This window comes from Pseudarthrobacter quantipunctorum, from assembly GCF_045291495.1.
Lineage (GTDB): Bacteria > Actinomycetota > Actinomycetes > Actinomycetales > Micrococcaceae > Arthrobacter > Arthrobacter quantipunctorum.
In genome coordinates this window covers 4,271,627-4,285,645 of the sequence record NZ_CP148033.1, presented here as the reverse complement: position 1 = coordinate 4,285,645, position 14,019 = coordinate 4,271,627, and the positions used below count along the sequence as shown (strand labels likewise).

At 67.1% G+C, this 14,019-nt stretch carries 10 protein-coding genes; 3 read left to right on the top strand and 7 right to left on the bottom strand.

Annotated features, from left to right (window positions below):
* Position 1 precedes the first annotated feature (1 nt).
* From WHH00_RS19555 to WHH00_RS19545, 3 genes are read right to left on the bottom strand one after another with little or no spacing between them, the layout of a single operon-like run.
* Positions 2-1,075 (bottom strand): FecCD family ABC transporter permease, encoded by a 1,074-nt coding sequence (locus WHH00_RS19555; protein ID WP_406638707.1) that lies wholly within the window; start codon positions 1,073-1,075, stop codon positions 2-4.
* Positions 1,076-1,095: 20 nt separating this feature from the next.
* Positions 1,096-2,187 carry a FecCD family ABC transporter permease gene (locus WHH00_RS19550; RefSeq protein ID WP_406635418.1) on the bottom strand — a complete coding sequence of 364 codons (1,092 nt, stop codon included), beginning with the start codon at positions 2,185-2,187 and terminating at the stop codon, positions 1,096-1,098.
* 10 nt (positions 2,188-2,197) lie between these two features.
* Positions 2,198-3,289, bottom strand: coding sequence for an iron-siderophore ABC transporter substrate-binding protein (locus tag WHH00_RS19545; protein WP_406635416.1), 1,092 nt, complete (start codon positions 3,287-3,289; stop codon positions 2,198-2,200).
* 361 nt (positions 3,290-3,650) lie between these two features.
* Here WHH00_RS19545 and WHH00_RS19540 point away from each other — a divergent pair, with 361 nt between their 5' ends.
* Positions 3,651-4,145: an FBP domain-containing protein gene (locus tag WHH00_RS19540; protein WP_406635414.1), complete on the top strand. Its 495-nt coding sequence runs from the start codon at positions 3,651-3,653 to the stop codon at positions 4,143-4,145.
* A gap of 72 nt (positions 4,146-4,217) precedes the next feature.
* Here the strand turns inward: WHH00_RS19540 and WHH00_RS19535 are convergent, their stop codons facing one another.
* The 4 genes from WHH00_RS19535 to WHH00_RS19520 all read right to left on the bottom strand — a co-directional run bounded on the left by WHH00_RS19535 (position 4,218) and on the right by WHH00_RS19520 (position 11,356).
* A complete protein-coding gene (locus WHH00_RS19535; protein ID WP_406635412.1) occupies positions 4,218-5,465 on the bottom strand; it encodes a hypothetical protein in 1,248 nt (415 codons plus the stop codon).
* 188 nt (positions 5,466-5,653) lie between these two features.
* The gene (locus tag WHH00_RS19530) at positions 5,654-9,151 is read right to left on the bottom strand and encodes an ATP-binding protein (protein ID WP_406635410.1); all 3,498 of its coding nucleotides are present in this window, start codon (positions 9,149-9,151) and stop codon (positions 5,654-5,656) included.
* A complete protein-coding gene (locus tag WHH00_RS19525) occupies positions 9,148-9,906 on the bottom strand; it encodes a DUF4194 domain-containing protein (RefSeq protein ID WP_406635409.1) in 759 nt (252 codons plus the stop codon). Before WHH00_RS19525 ends, WHH00_RS19530 begins: the two co-directional genes overlap by 4 nt.
* A complete protein-coding gene (locus WHH00_RS19520; RefSeq protein WP_406635407.1) occupies positions 9,899-11,356 on the bottom strand; it encodes a DUF3375 family protein in 1,458 nt (485 codons plus the stop codon). The genes WHH00_RS19525 and WHH00_RS19520 overlap by 8 nt, the downstream gene beginning before the upstream one ends.
* Positions 11,357-11,598: 242 nt before the next feature.
* Between WHH00_RS19520 and WHH00_RS19515 the strand changes: the two genes are divergently transcribed.
* Together WHH00_RS19515 and WHH00_RS19510 are read left to right on the top strand one after the other, a co-directional pair.
* The gene (locus tag WHH00_RS19515; RefSeq protein ID WP_406635405.1) at positions 11,599-11,901 is read left to right on the top strand and encodes a hypothetical protein; all 303 of its coding nucleotides are present in this window, start codon (positions 11,599-11,601) and stop codon (positions 11,899-11,901) included.
* 61 nt (positions 11,902-11,962) lie between these two features.
* The gene (locus tag WHH00_RS19510) at positions 11,963-14,005 is read left to right on the top strand and encodes an acyl-CoA dehydrogenase family protein (RefSeq protein WP_406635403.1); all 2,043 of its coding nucleotides are present in this window, start codon (positions 11,963-11,965) and stop codon (positions 14,003-14,005) included.
* The last annotated feature ends 14 nt before the right edge of the window (positions 14,006-14,019 follow it).

Genomic DNA, 14,019 nt, shown 5'->3' with positions numbered 1-14,019 from the left:
CTCAGGCATCCTTTCGGTTGGCCGTGACCAGGAGCCACAGCAGGAACGGGGCACCGAGCGCACCGGTGATAACTCCCACCGGCAGCACGGTGCCGTCCAGCAGCAGGGGGGCCACGTTGGCGGCCACAAAGTCGGCCGCCAGGACAATCAGGGCGCCCACCAGGGCCGACGCCGGCAGGCTGGCTTTGCCGGTGAAGCGCCGGGCGATGGGACCGGCCAGGAAGGCGACGAACGAGACCGGCCCGGCTGCCGCCGTCGCCACCGCTGCCAGCGCGACGGCGGTGATCACCAGCGCCAGCCGGGTGGCACCTACCCTGATCCCCAGTCCGGCGGCGGCATCGGGGCCGAGCTCCAGGATGCGCAGCGGACCGGCAATCACCACCACCGCGGGGAGCAGGACGGCGAGGGCCAGTGCCAGGACGCCGGCGCGGTCCCAGCTGGCGGAGTTCAGGGAGCCGTTGAGCCAGACGAGGACATCCGCGGCGGTGCGGATGTCGGTGCGGGTCATCAGGAAGTTGACCACCGCGTGCAGCGCTGCGGCGATGCCAACCCCGGCCAGGATGAGCCGGTTGCCGGCAGCATCGCCGCGGCCGCTTCCGCGCAGCGTACCGCTGCTGGAGATGGCGTAGATGATGGCCGCAACAACCAGCGCACCTCCCAGGGCAGCACCGGAAACCGCGGCTCCGGAGGCGCCGAAAACCACGATGGCCAGGACCGCGGCAGCACTGGCACCGTAGCTGATGCCGATGACGTCCGGACTGGCCAGCGGGTTGCGGAGCATGGTCTGGAACAGGGCGCCCGCCAGCCCGAACGCGACGCCGATCATGGTTCCGGTGACGGCCCGCGGCAGCTTGTTTTCCATCACGATGAAGCTGGCGCCGGGAATCTTTTCGCCGCCGGCCAGGTGCGCGATGAGGATCTTGAAGAAGTCCGGGATGGTCACCGTGTAGCTGCCCAGCAGGACGGACACGGCGAACAGGACCAGGACGGCGGCGGCCAGGAGCGCAGTCCGGTTCAGGCCCCGAAATGGCAGAAAACGGGGGTATTTGCGCGCCGGGCTGCCGTCAAGTGCCATATCGCGGGGGTTGGTGATGGTCACAGCCCGGCCCCCTTGCCGCGGCGGATCAACCAGACGAAGACGGGTGCGCCGACGAGGGCGGTCATGATGCCGGCCGGGACCTCGCCGGGCAGGAGCACCACGCGGCCGATGATGTCCGCGCCAAGCAGCAGTGCCGGGGCAAGGACCAGGGAGAAGGGCAGGATCCAGCGGTAGTCCGGCCCGGTGAGGAAACGGACAGCGTGCGGGATGACCAGGCCAACGAAGGCGATGGGTCCCGCCAGCGCGGTGGCCGATCCGCACAGCAGCACGATGCCCAGTGCAGTGACGGCGCGGGCCAGGCCCACCCGCTGGCCCAGGCCCCTGGCGATGTCGTCACCCAGGGCCAGGCTGTTGAGGATACGGCCGGTCAGGAGCACGATGACGGCGCCGGCGGCGAGGAAGGGCAGCCCGGACAGCACAACGGACCAGTCCCGTCCGGCGATGCCGCCCACCTGCCAGAAGCGGAACCGGTCCAGGGTGTCCTGGCTGGAGACCAGGATGACATTCATCAGGGAGTACAGGCCGGCATTCAGCGCGGCACCTGCCAGGGCGAGCTTCACCGGGGTGGCACCGTCCCTGCCGAGGGAGGCAATGAGGTACACCACGACGGCGGCGGCAGCGGCCCCGACGAAGGCGAACCAGATGTAGCCCGAGAGCGAGCCGACCCCGAAGACGTAGATGCCGGTGACCACCGCGAGGGCGGCCCCGGCATTGACGCCCATGATGCCGGGATCGGCCAGCGGGTTGCGGGCCACACCCTGCATTGCTGCGCCTGCGAGGCCCAGCGCGCCGCCCGCCAACAGGCCGAGGACGGTGCGCGGGATACGGGCGTGGACCACGGCGTGGTCGCCGTTGGCAGGATCAAACGCGGTGAGCGCCTGCCAGACGGTGGCCAGGGGAAGACCCCGCGCGCCAATGGCCAGGGAGGCCCCGGCCAGGAGGACCAGCACGACGACGGCGGCCAGCAGCCAGGCGGCCCGCGGCCCGCCGAACGCGCGGCCGCGGGCCCCGCCGGCACGTGCCGGTCCCGGCACCACGGTGCCGGGTCCAGGCTCAGGGCGCGCCGCCGTCGTCGTACTGTCCGTCATGGAACTGTGCCTACTTCACCGCATCCGCTGCGCTGGCAAGCTGCGGCAGGAACGTGTCCAGCGACCACGGCAGGCTCAGCGGGGAGGAAGCGGAGATGGACAGGGTCAACGTGTTGTCCGAGTCGGCCACCAGGGCGCCGTTCTTGATGGCAGGGATCTGGCCCAGCAGGGGGTCGGACTTGATGGAATCAGTGGTGGCGGCGTCCGGAACCCAGGTCACGAAGATATCGGACTCGAGCTCATTGGCCTTCTCGGCTGACCAGGGGATGAAGAATTCCTTGGAGCCCTTGGAGTTCTCCTCCACCACGGGCGCCAGCTTCATGCCGATTTCAGAGAGGAAGCGGGGACGGTTGTCATTGGCGGTGTAGACGTTGACGCCGTCAGCCGAGGCGGGCTCCAGGTTGCCGTAGATGAAGCTCTTGCCGGTGATCTGGGGGTACTCGGCAACCTTTTCCTTGATGGTGGCCTCGGTGTCGGAGACCAGCTTGGCGGCTTCGGCATCCTTGCCGAGGGCCTTGCCGATGATGGAGGTGGAGTCCTGCCAGGAGGTTCCATAGGCCAGTTCAGGGTGGGCTACCACCGGCGCGATCTCGGTGAGCTTTTTGTAGTCCTCCTCGGTGAGGCCCGAGTAGGCGGCCAGGATGACGTCCGGGGTGAGCTTGGCGATCTCGGTGAAGTTGATGCCGTCCGCCTCGGAGTACTGCACCGGGGCTTTGTCCGAGCCGAATCCGGCGCCGAGCTCCTCCAGCGCTGCGTCCTTCCACGGGGTGGAGCCCTGCTCGTTGCCGCCCCATTCGTTCTTGGGCACGCCCACCGGTACAACACCCAGGGCAATGGCGACGTCGTCATTAACCCAGGAGACAGTGGCCACGCGGGTGGGCTGCTTCTCGATGGTGGTTTCGCCGTAGACGTGCTCGATGGTGACGGGGAACTGCGAGCTGCTGGAGCTGGAAGCGCTGACATCGCCGGCGGAGGCGGCGGGCCCTGTGGAGCAGGCGGACAGGGTGAGTGCCGCAGCGGCCAGGACGGCTGTGGCCTTGCCGGCTGATTTGAACAGTGTGCGGCGCGTGGCGCTGGGCCCGGAGAAGAGGGGGGAAGTCACGGAACTCCTTAAGTCATGAAGCGAACTTAAGTAAGGCTAGCCTACCCTCGGGATCATTACGCAAGGTTTCTGTATCTTATTCCAGTTCGTGACGAAGGACACAGTGCTGCGGGGTTGGGCGGCCTTGGACAGGGAAGATGCGGTTTGGCAGGATGTTCCTGCCGGAAAGAACCGGCTGGACCGCCAGCCGCAGCCGGCGACCGATGGGGAGACGAAGGACAAATGAGCAAGCACAAGGCCGTCACGGTCGGCGCTGCCATGGTGAGCGGGGTGGCCGCAATGGCCTGCTCCACGGGGAACAGCTGAAACCCACCTGCCATTCCCCGCACGCCGGGGCCTCACCCTTCGCGAAAGTCCAGCCATGCAATCCATCACGCCTCAGCAAATCCGCTCATCGTTTATCAATGCCAGCCGCTCCGAAGCGGCCAAACTCACGCTGCCCAAGGATTTCGACGCCCTCGACTGGGACAACCTTGACTTCCTGGGTTGGCGGGACGAGAAAATGCCCCTCCGCGGCTACCTAGTGGTCGCTGGTCCGAAGGGAGTCACAGGCATCATGCTCCGGGCGCCCGAAGGCGGGGCCCGGAAGAACCGCTCAGTCCTTTGCGAGCTGTGCCGCGACGTGTTTTCCAAGGAGGACGTGCTCCTCTGGGTGGCCAGGCGCGCCGGGCAGTCCGGCCGCAACGGCAACACCGTGGGCACCTTGATCTGCGCCGATTTTCTCTGCTGCGGCAACGTCCGCAAGGAACCGCCGGCCAATGAGATCAATCCGGACCCCGCCGCCGTCGTCCTCCGCCAGATTGAAGGGCTGAAGGAGCGGACTGCCCAGTTCATGGCGCGGGTACAGGCGAAGTAACCGGCACACATCACGGACAGTAAAGCGGAAGCCCTCCCCCGCCGAAGTGGGGGAGGGCTTCCGCCTGGAGGGTCAGCGGTAGGAAAAACTCATCAAGACGGCTTTAAGGGTCCGGCCCTCGTCGCCCCAGTACCAGGCCTTCGCCGCCACATCGTCCGCAAACGGCTCCCCGGCGAACAGCACGTCCGCGGTCAGGATGCGGTCGCCGATCTTTATGAGCCCGTACTGAACCTTTCCGTCGGGCGAGATGGGCGATCCTGGGGTCAGCCCCATCCGGTAATGGGTGGGGCCATTAGCGTGGTCGACGAAGAACGACGAACTGGGAGTCGGAACGGAGTGCCCGATCAATCCGGGCACCGGGTCCGTCTCGAGCACGAACCTGGCAGCAGGCCCCGCCGTGGCATCACCGACCTGGCTGTAGTAGATGTTGATCTGCTCGTTGCCGCCGGCATCGTAAACGGTGGCCGTCTCCACAGCCGGGGACGCCAAAACCTCCTCATGCTCCACGCGCCAGCCCTCCGGATGGGCAAAGGAAAGGCGGCCGTCTGCGAACGTGAAGGTCACCGGTCCCAAGGGAACGGGGGAAGAGGTGGCGGCGGGAACGATGGCTGGGTAGGAGAAGCTCATGAGCAGAGCCTTCAAAGCTTGGCCTTCCGTTCCCCAGTACCAGGCTTTCGCCTCCTCGTCATTGGTGAACGGCTGACCCGTGAACACCACATCCGCAGTCAAAACACGGTCGCCCAGCATGATCAGTCCATCCTGCGCCTCCCCGTCCGGCGAGACGGGCAGCCCTGGAGTGAGCCCCATGCGGTACTGTGCGGCGTCGCCGCTGCGGTCAACAAAGAACGACGCATGTGGAGTTGGAACAGACTGCCCCACCAGTCCCGGCACCGGGTCCGTCTCGAGGACGGTCCGGGCAGCAGAGCTGGCTACTACGTCTGCAATCTGGCCGGTGTAGATGCTGATTTTCGCCTGGCTGGTGGGATCGGACACCGTTGCTGTGCCGACGTAAGGCGATTCGGATGCGTGGAAGAACTCAACGTGCCATTCCTTCGGGTGCTGAAACGACAGCCGGCCGTCCGGAAAGGTGACGGTCACCAGGCTGTCGGGGTGGAAGGCAGGCGGAGCCGGCTGCTTTCCTGCCGCCGTCGGACCTGGGGATCCGGCCGGGGAGGCGGGGTTCGCGGACACCGGAGCCGTTGCGCCCGAGTCCTGGGAGCCGGCGGTTTCCACCGAGGTGTCGGCTGCGCAGCCCGCGAGGGACAGCGCCGCCGCAGCGATTGCTGCCGGGAAGAATGCCACGCGTTGTGATGGGCGCATGCGGGTGCCTTTCAAGAGGACGCCATCGTTCTCTTGGGGAACAGGGCGGAACCCAGCATTCCGCAGTACCTATGGGATTTACTCAGGCGGGGTGAGTTGGTAAAGCCCAGAGTGGCACACGGGAAATACCCTCACCAGAGCTTGCGCAATAATTCCATCAATTTGTTATATGGGTCACGCCGGGGACGTCAGCGCAGGACGATGTCCACGGGATTCGCTTCGGACCTCCACTCGCCCTCCTGGCCAGGCCGCGGTGTGATGACCGGCGCCGTGAGCACTCCTGAGCGGTTGGTGCGCTTGTCGCGGAGGATTTCGGTGACGGAGCCCAAGTGCCGGGAGAGGTCAATGACGTTTTCGGGGGCGGCCAGCAGCAGCTGGAACCCGAACTCGTGCAGTGCCTTGATTCCGGCGCCGGCGAACTCCTCGGAGGCCAGCACGAAGGCCTCGTCCATCATCACGGTGCCGTACGTGGTGAAGCCCTGCTCCGCGATGCCGAGCTGGTAGCTCAGGGCAGCAGCCATGATGAAGGCCGTGAAGCGCTGGCGCTCCCCGCCGGACATGGATCCGGTGTCCGCATGCATGAACACCTCGGATTTCTTCGCTCCGCCCTTCCTGCCCGACGCCGGCCCGGCAACTTCACGGTGCTCCTTGCACTGGATGAACAGGTGGCCGCGCACGTCCAGCACCTCGGCCCTCCAGCGCCGGTCCTCCGGCGCCTGCGAGCCCAGCCGCTTCACCAGCGTCTCCAGGGACTTGTAGCGGGCGGTGAGCTCGGCGTCGTCGTCCCTTTCCCCGCCGGTTTCCCCGGCTGCGCCTGCGGCAGCTGTCCTGGTCGCCTCGGACTTGGCCGGGCGGGTGTGCCGGGCCTTCAGGGCATTCTGGATCGCGTCCTTGAACTGCTTGGCCGTGGGAGGCAGCGTCTGCTTGATGTCCAGCTCCAGGAAGCTCCCCTCGTGGAAGTTGACCTGCGAGAGGATGCCGTTCAGCGGCAGGATGCGGCTGGTGATGGAGCGCCGCTCCTCATCCAGCAGGTGCAGGAGGGTGCTGAAGGATTCGTGCGTGCGCTGGTTGAAGAACTGGCGGAACTCCGCTTCCTGGGCGGGGAGCCCGTCGCTCACAATCGCGTGGTAGCGGGTTTCAAACTCGTCGGCCGCGCCGATGGTGGTGCCGTGGTCCGCCGAGATGGCGCTCCCCCAGTCACGGACGAAGGCCTCGAAAATACGGGTGAGCCGCTCGGCAGTGGCCTGCCCGCGGGACTCAGCGGTGTGCAGCTCCCCCAGCAGGGCGGTGCGAACCCGGTTGGCGAGGTTATCCAGCTCGTGCATTTCCGTCACGTCGCCGAAATCGGCAAAGTACGGTTCCAGGGCGGTGACGGTGGCGTCCGACGGCGGCGCCTGGGCAAGGCGCTGGCGGGCAGCTTCCAGCAGGGAATCGGCAGCGGTAAGTTGCCGGTCCAGGGCCTTGTACTCGCTCTGCAGGACGGCGGCGGCCTCGGTGCTGGACTGGTGTTTCTGCCGCACTTCCTCGATGCTGGCCCGCAGCGGCTCCAGGTCCGCCTGGGCTGCGAGGGCGTCCTTCAGCCGCTGCTCGAGCCGCACGAGCTCCTCGGCCGCGACTGCCGCCGACACCTGTTCCCAGGAGCGCTGGTCCTCGGCGATGCGGCGCAGGGCCTCGAGCTGCCGGGCCATGCCCTGGTGCGAGTCTTCCCGGCTTTGCGCCAGCTCCGCCGCCTTGGCCACCTCCTGCCGCAAGTCCTCCACCTGGCCGGCAACAAGCTCCAGCTTGGCGGCGTTGTCGAACCCGAGGACGTAATCCTGCCGGCTGGTGAAGCGGTCGTCCTTTTCCACGGTGTGGCGGTTGCGCTTAACCACGCCGCCCAGGCTGAGGCCGCGGTCCAGTGATGCCAGCTCGTCCGGGTCCTCCACGCAGGGGTAGGCGAAATCCAGTGCGATGCGCTCACGGATCCAGGAGCCTGCTTCGGCCGCGACGCCCGTGGCGAGGATGTCCAGCTTGGTCAGCAGGTCGCCGTCGCGCACGTCCTCAAGTGCCAGCGCGCCGCCGGAAAGCGGCTTGGATACGTCCACGGCCCGCAGCGCGCCGCGCACCGCGTGGTCGTTGAGGTACCGGGTGACCGCGGCGAAGTGCTCGCCCGGCACCAGCAGCGTGGTGGCCAGGTTGCGGAGCGCCCGTTCGGCGGCGGGGCGCCACTTCTCCTGCCCCTCGGCGAGGTCCATCAGTTCGCCGGCGAACGGCATCCGGTCCTCCGGGATGCCGGTTGCGGCGGCAATTGCGGCCCGGTTTTCAATGCTCGACGGCGGCAGCAGCGATTTGCGCGTCTTCAGCGACACGAGTTCCTGCTCAGCCGCGGCAAGTTCGCGCTTCTTCGTTGCGTGTGCGTCGAACGCTTCAAAGCGGAGTTCCTGCAGGGCCTGGGAATCGTCCTTGAGCTCGGCAGACCTTGCCGCCGCCTGCTCGTGCGCCTGATCCCAGCCCTCCTCTGTCCACTCAAGCTGGAGGCCGGCGTCGGCCAGCGCTTGGCGCGCGGTCTCCTCCACCTGCTGGCGCAGCTTCAGCCCGACGCGGGCGTTTTCCAGGGACTGCTCGATGGCGGAGATGGCGTTGCCGCCCTGGTTGTTGTAATCCGCTTCCAGCTGGCGCAGGTCCTTCGCCAGCCCGTCCCGGACAGTCCGCTCAGCACCAAGCTCTTTGGCCTTTCCCTGGGCAAGCCCCCTGAAGCGCTCAAGCATTCCCTGGTGGACCGTGACGGCCAGTTTCTGCCGGTAGGCCTCGAACTCCTCACCGGCGAGGTCCCGCAGCCTGTTTGCGTCCAGCAAAGCCTGCGCATACTCCCGGTTCAGCCCGGGAACCGGGGCCAGCTGGTCCCGCTGCTGCCGGACGTCCTCCAGCCGCTGCCGGATGGACATCAGGTTGCTGAATTCCTCCACGACGTCGTCCGCCGCGGCAAGGGTGGCCGGGGCGTCAAGGACCTGGTCCCGGAAGAACGTGTTGACGCTGCCGCCCAGGCCCTTGCCGGCCTGGATGACGCGCAGCAGCGGCAGGGCCTGGTCCGAGTTGATGCCCAGCAGCCGCCGGAACCGCTCGGCGAACGCTTTGTGGACGTCGAAAACCTGGGCATCCGGGAAGATCGTCTCCAGGGCAGCCTTGGTGAACCGCTTGTCCGCGATGCCTTCGAGCGCTTCCAGGTCCAGCGGGTCGTGGTCGATGACGTAGAAACGCCCGACGCTCGACTCCGTGCCGTTCTTGGGCAGGTCGAACAGGGCCGAGACGGTCACCCGCGTGCCGGCCGCGTTATCAAACGTCAGGGCGACGGCGGACCATGTGGCACCGGGCCGCTGGAAGGCACTCGCCGAGCCCTCCCCCACAGCCTTGTCCCCCACCTTGCCCCGCATGTAGGTGAACGTGGTCCTTTTGTCCTCAACAGCGCCGCCCGAACGCTGGGCAGCGGCCTCGTTGGACCTGGGCCGGGCATCAAACACCCGCAGCATGGCATCGAACAGCGTCGACTTGCCTACACCCGAATTACCTGTAAGCAGCGTGCCGTTGCGGTCCACGTGCATCGTGTGGGCTCCGTGGAATGTGCCCCAGTTGACCACCTGCACCAGGGCAAGGCGCATCTGGCCGGGGTTTGTCAGCTCCCCCATCGGGAGCATGGAAGCGATGCTCACTGGGCGTCCTCCGTGTCAGTGTCGCTGTCCGGGGAAGTGGCTGGTCCGTCGTCGAACTCCAGGAGCGCCTCTGTTCCCGCGGGATCCGTAGTTGCTGACTTCAGGGCCTCTATCTGGGCGGGGATGTCGCCGATGTTCTCGAACGGCAGGGCCAGGGGCAGGGCGTTGGAGATGGTGTAGACGTCGTCCAGCCCTGTGGGGAGGAGGAGCTGGCGGGCCAGGAGCTTGGTGATGGCCCGGTTCACCACGTCCGAGTCCCGCAGTGCGTCCTGCTGGCCGGCGGGCTGGTAGTGCGCCACCAGGTCGGCGATTTCCTCGCGGGTGATCGTGGGGTCCGTCTGCGCGGTGACGTGGCGGTCCAGCAGCAGGCGCAGGCGGAGCAGCACGATGGTCTCCACCCGGCTGAGGGCACGCTGCTGCCGCAGGATGCTGGAGCGGGTGCTGCCGCCGATCGCGTCGGGGTCCACCGGGCGCAGGACGGCGATCTTGCGCTCGTGGTCCAGCTCCATGGTGAGGAACAGCTCGGAGAGCCGGCTCCGCAGGATCACCTGGTTGTCCAGCAGGACGGTCCAGAGCTTTTCGTCCCGGCCGCCGTCCACATAGGGGCCTTTAAGGAGCCTCACCAGCGCCTGCCGCACCTTCATGGACAGGACCCCGGTATCGCCGGGGAAGAGCGCGGCACCGTCAACGAAAGTGTCGCGTGGCGTGACGGCGAAAGGCCGCTCCGCCGTCGTCGTGGTTGTCTCTTCAGTCATCAGGATCCTTTGGAAGCGTGACCAGCGGCAGGTAGGCCCTGCGCGTGGTGCCGTCTATCTGTTCGTAGTCCAGGGCCTCGAGGCCCTGGTTGTCGAAGCCGGCGCCGGCGTGGAGCGCGTGCGAGAGGAGCGCGCGGATGGTGTTGATGTGCTGCTCCCCGGGCGGCAGCTGCTGCCACGCCTCCGAAAGCGTGGCAGCACCGGCCAGGGCCGCGCGCACCACCTCCGGCTTGGCCTTGCCGGTCCTCGGCGAGCGCACGCGGTCAGAGTCGCTGAAGGCGATGGGATCGGCAAGTTTGGGCGGGGCAGCGAACTCGTCGGGATCGAAGAGCTTCACCATGGACAGTGACTCGAACCCCGCATTGAAGAGGACCGGCCCGGGGACCAGGCCGGGGCGTTCCCGCTCATAGGGAAGGGACCTGATGGCCTGCTCCGCCTCCCGAAGGACCTGCCGGAGCCGGATGGACTGGCGGAAGTCATCGCTCTGGACGTACGTGTTGAGGCTTTCGCTGAGCTTGCCGTAGATCCGCTGGATCTGGCTGTGCTGCTGGCGCAGTTCCGCCACCAGGTTCTTCAGGGTTTCCCTGTCCTCCGGAGAGAGATCGTCCGCGAACTGCCGGCCGAGGACCTCGCCGATGGCGGACCGGAACCGCAGCTGCTGCTGGGGGTCCTCCAGGAACGCCGTGAAGGACCGGAAGGTCCGGCCCTCCGGGCTTTGGCGGAGGCGTTTGTCCGCTTCCAGCACCTGGGCCATGGTGGCGCCCTTGGTCAGCGACTCCTCGATGATCTGGTTGCGCAGTTCGCCTACCAGTTCCTCGATCCTGTCACGCATCTTCTTGTAGTCGGCGGGCAGGCTTGCAGCCAGGTCCAGGATGTTTCCCGCGGCCTCCACCGCCTCGTCGTCATCCAGCAGGCCGTCGAACTCACCGCTGCTGATGTCCTGGATCAGCTGCTGGCGTTCTTCGATCTCCTCTTCGAGGGACTCCAGCCGGGCGCTCTGGTCCGGGTTGGTCTCGTTGGCAAGCTTTTCGACGTCACCGAGCAGCGTGCCCAGGCGGGACCCGTTGAGCGTGGACCGTTCGCTGGAGAGGCTGTCCAAAAACGCCAGCACGCGTGCCGCAGGTTCGGTCACCTCGTAGACGATCTGGCCTGACTGGTTCCGCCGTGTCAGGAACTGGCGGCGCGTCCACTCGTCGCCGAAGGACTTTCCGTTCGCCCCTCCACCCAGCCCGGGCTCCTGGCGGCGGAGCTCCTCAAGGAAGGAGTCGACGTCGGCATGGAACTCTTCCAGCGGCAGCTGCGGCCGGGTGCGGGTGAAGGATGCCTGCAGCACCGCGATCACCCAGGGCGCCGAGCGCGTCAGCGCCCAGGCAGGTCCCTTGGTGAGGAGTTCGAGGTCCCGAAGCCGGGCGCTGATGGCATCAGCGGATGACCTGGCGGAGCGGGGCACACACTCTCCTTGGACTGTTTGCGGGGGCGGGGCGGCGGCCTGGATCGGAAAACCGCCAACTACAAGGTTAACGCAGGCGCCGCGACCACTCCGTGACCTACCGGGCGGTAGTGTTTCGATCCCATATCAACAGGGCTCTGCGCCCGTTGCGGCTCTGGCTGGGCCGGGGAGTCTCCCCCTACGCTCGTGCTACTGGTCTCAACCAAACTCTCAACACATGCAACGACGCAGCAGGGGGACTCATGCAGTTTGATCTCAGTTCAGTGGAAAACGCCACCTTGGTCTTTATGGGAACCTTGATGTTTGGCGCCATCCTCGCCGTATTTGTCCTGACGGCGGGGCTGATCGCCCTGCTGCTCCTGGGGGCGGGAAAGCTGGGCTGGACGCTGGCCTCCACCGTGCTTGTGGCAGTGGTCCACGGGATCAATACCGGCTGGGACAAGCTGGTGCACCACGCCTCCACGGTGGATGTTGCAGGCGATTTCCAGGCCCAGGCCGCCCCTAGCACCGGAACCTACCCGCGGGTAATCTTGAGGGACAGCTGAAGGGTTCTCCAACCCGGCGGATCCATGGCTACACCGGCCAATCCGGCCAAGGAGATGACCCATGAGCTCCGCCACTGACAGCCCCGCAACAAGCCCTGCCACCGGCCTCCCCACCTCCACAGGACCGGCAACAGACTCCCCCGCGGAGGAGACCCCCGTACCTGCCGGCAAGATCGGCGCCGGCGTCACGGCTGATGAGGCCCGTGCCGTTGCAGAAGCCGCGCGGGAATCCGGCTGGGAGCGTCCCAGCTTCGCCAAAGGCCTCTACCTGGGCAGCTTCGACCTCAGCCTGGTCCACCCCTGGCCCACCCCGGACCCGGAGTCCGTGGAACGGGGCGAGGAATTCATGGCCCGGCTGCTGGAATACGCCGGCACCATGGACGGCCGGGTGATCGAGCGCGATGCCAAAATTCCCGACGAATACATCCGGGGCCTTGCCGGCCTAGGCGTTTTCGGGATGAAGATCCCCCGGGAATATGGCGGTCTGGGACTGTCCCTGGTGTACTACGGCCGCGCCCTGGCTTTGCTGGGCAGCGTGCACCCGAGCCTCGGCGCACTCCTCTCGGCCCACCAGTCCATTGGCGTGCCGGAGCCCGTGAAGGTTTTCGGCACGCCCGAACAAAAGCGGGAGTACCTGCCGCGCTGCGCGGCCGGCGCCATCACTGCCTTCCTCCTGACGGAACCTGATGTGGGCAGCGATCCTGCCCGGCTGGGCAGCACTGCAACGCCCACGGACGACGGCGATGCGTACCTTCTGGACGGCGTGAAGCTCTGGACCACCAACGGGGTGATTGCGGAACTGGTGGTGGTGATGGCCGTGGTGCCGGCGCGCACGGATGCTGACGGCACCCGGCACAAGGGCGGCATCAGCGCCTTCGTCGTGGAGATGGATTCGCCCGGCATCACCGTGGAAAACCGGAATGCGTTCATGGGGCTGCGGGGCATTGAAAACGGCGTGACCCGGTTCCACCAGGTCCGGGTGCCCGCCGCCAACCGGTTGGGCCGCGAGGGGCAGGGCCTGAAGATTGCGCTCACCACCCTGAACACCGGCCGGCTATCCATTCCGGCGCTGTGTGTGGCGTCCGGCCGCTGGAGCCTGAAGATCGCCCGGGAATGGTCCAACGCCCGGACCCAGTGGGGCAGGCCGGTAGGCGAGCACGAGGCAGTTGGCAAGAAGATCGCGTTCATCGCTGCCTCCGCCTTCGCCCTTGATGCGGTGTTCGAGCTCTCCGCCGAACTCGCGGACGCCGGCCAGAAGGACGTCCGGATCGAGGCCGCCCTGGCCAAGCTCTGGGCCACGGAGATCAGCTGCCGGGTTGCCGATGAACTGGTCCAGATCCGGGGCGGCCGTGGCTTTGAGACCGCGGAATCCCTGGCGGCACGCGGCGAGCGCGCGGTTCCCGCGGAGCAGCAGCTGAGGGACTTGAGGATCAACCGGATCTTCGAGGGCTCGTCGGAAATCATGCGGCTGCTGATCGCCAGGGAGGCGGTGGATGCGCACCTTGCCGCCGCCGGCGACCTTGCGTCGCTGGACGCGAGCCTGTCCGAGAAGGCGAGGGCCGCCGTCGGCGCCTCCGGCTTTTATGCCAGATGGCTCCCCAAGCTGGTGGCGGGCGCCGGCATGGACCCGCGCTCGTACAGCGAATTCGGGCGGCTGGCCAAGCAGCTGCGCTTCGTGGAGCGCTCGTCGCGGCGCCTGGCACGCCAGACGTTTTACGGAATGGGTCGCTGGCAGGCGAAACTCGAACGCAAGCAGGCGTTCCTGGGCAGGGTGGTGGACATCGGGGCCGAGCTGTTCGCCATGACGGCGTGCTGCGCCAGGGCGGAAATGCTGCTGCATACCGCGCCCGAGAAGGCGGCCAGCGCCTACGAGCTCGCGGAGGCCTACTGCGAGCAGGCCCGGGTGCGTGTGGACGAGTACTTTGACCAGCTGTGGCGGAACACGGATGACGCCGACCACGCCCTCACGCGGAAGGTCCTCGCCGGGGATTACACCTGGCTGGAGGAGGGCGTCCTGGACCAGTCCGAAGGGACCGGCCCATGGATCGCCGATGCCTCCCCCGGAGCCTCCCGCCGGGAAAACCTGCACCGCAAGTACCGGTGACGCCACAGGTCACA

What these genes read in the sequence shown, in the direction of transcription:
- WHH00_RS19555 (WP_406638707.1), bottom strand. Translation starts at nt 1,075, where the DNA reads ATGGCACTTGACGGCAGCCCGGCGCGCAAATACCCCCGTTTTCTGCCA.
- WHH00_RS19550 (WP_406635418.1), bottom strand. Translation starts at nt 2,187, where the DNA reads ATGACGGACAGTACGACGACGGCGGCGCGCCCTGAGCCTGGACCCGGC.
- WHH00_RS19540 (WP_406635414.1), top strand. Translation starts at nt 3,651, where the DNA reads ATGCAATCCATCACGCCTCAGCAAATCCGCTCATCGTTTATCAATGCC.
- WHH00_RS19535 (WP_406635412.1), bottom strand. Translation starts at nt 5,465, where the DNA reads ATGCGCCCATCACAACGCGTGGCATTCTTCCCGGCAGCAATCGCTGCG.
- WHH00_RS19525 (WP_406635409.1), bottom strand. Translation starts at nt 9,906, where the DNA reads ATGACTGAAGAGACAACCACGACGACGGCGGAGCGGCCTTTCGCCGTC.
- WHH00_RS19515 (WP_406635405.1), top strand. Translation starts at nt 11,599, where the DNA reads ATGCAGTTTGATCTCAGTTCAGTGGAAAACGCCACCTTGGTCTTTATG.
- WHH00_RS19510 (WP_406635403.1), top strand. Translation starts at nt 11,963, where the DNA reads ATGAGCTCCGCCACTGACAGCCCCGCAACAAGCCCTGCCACCGGCCTC.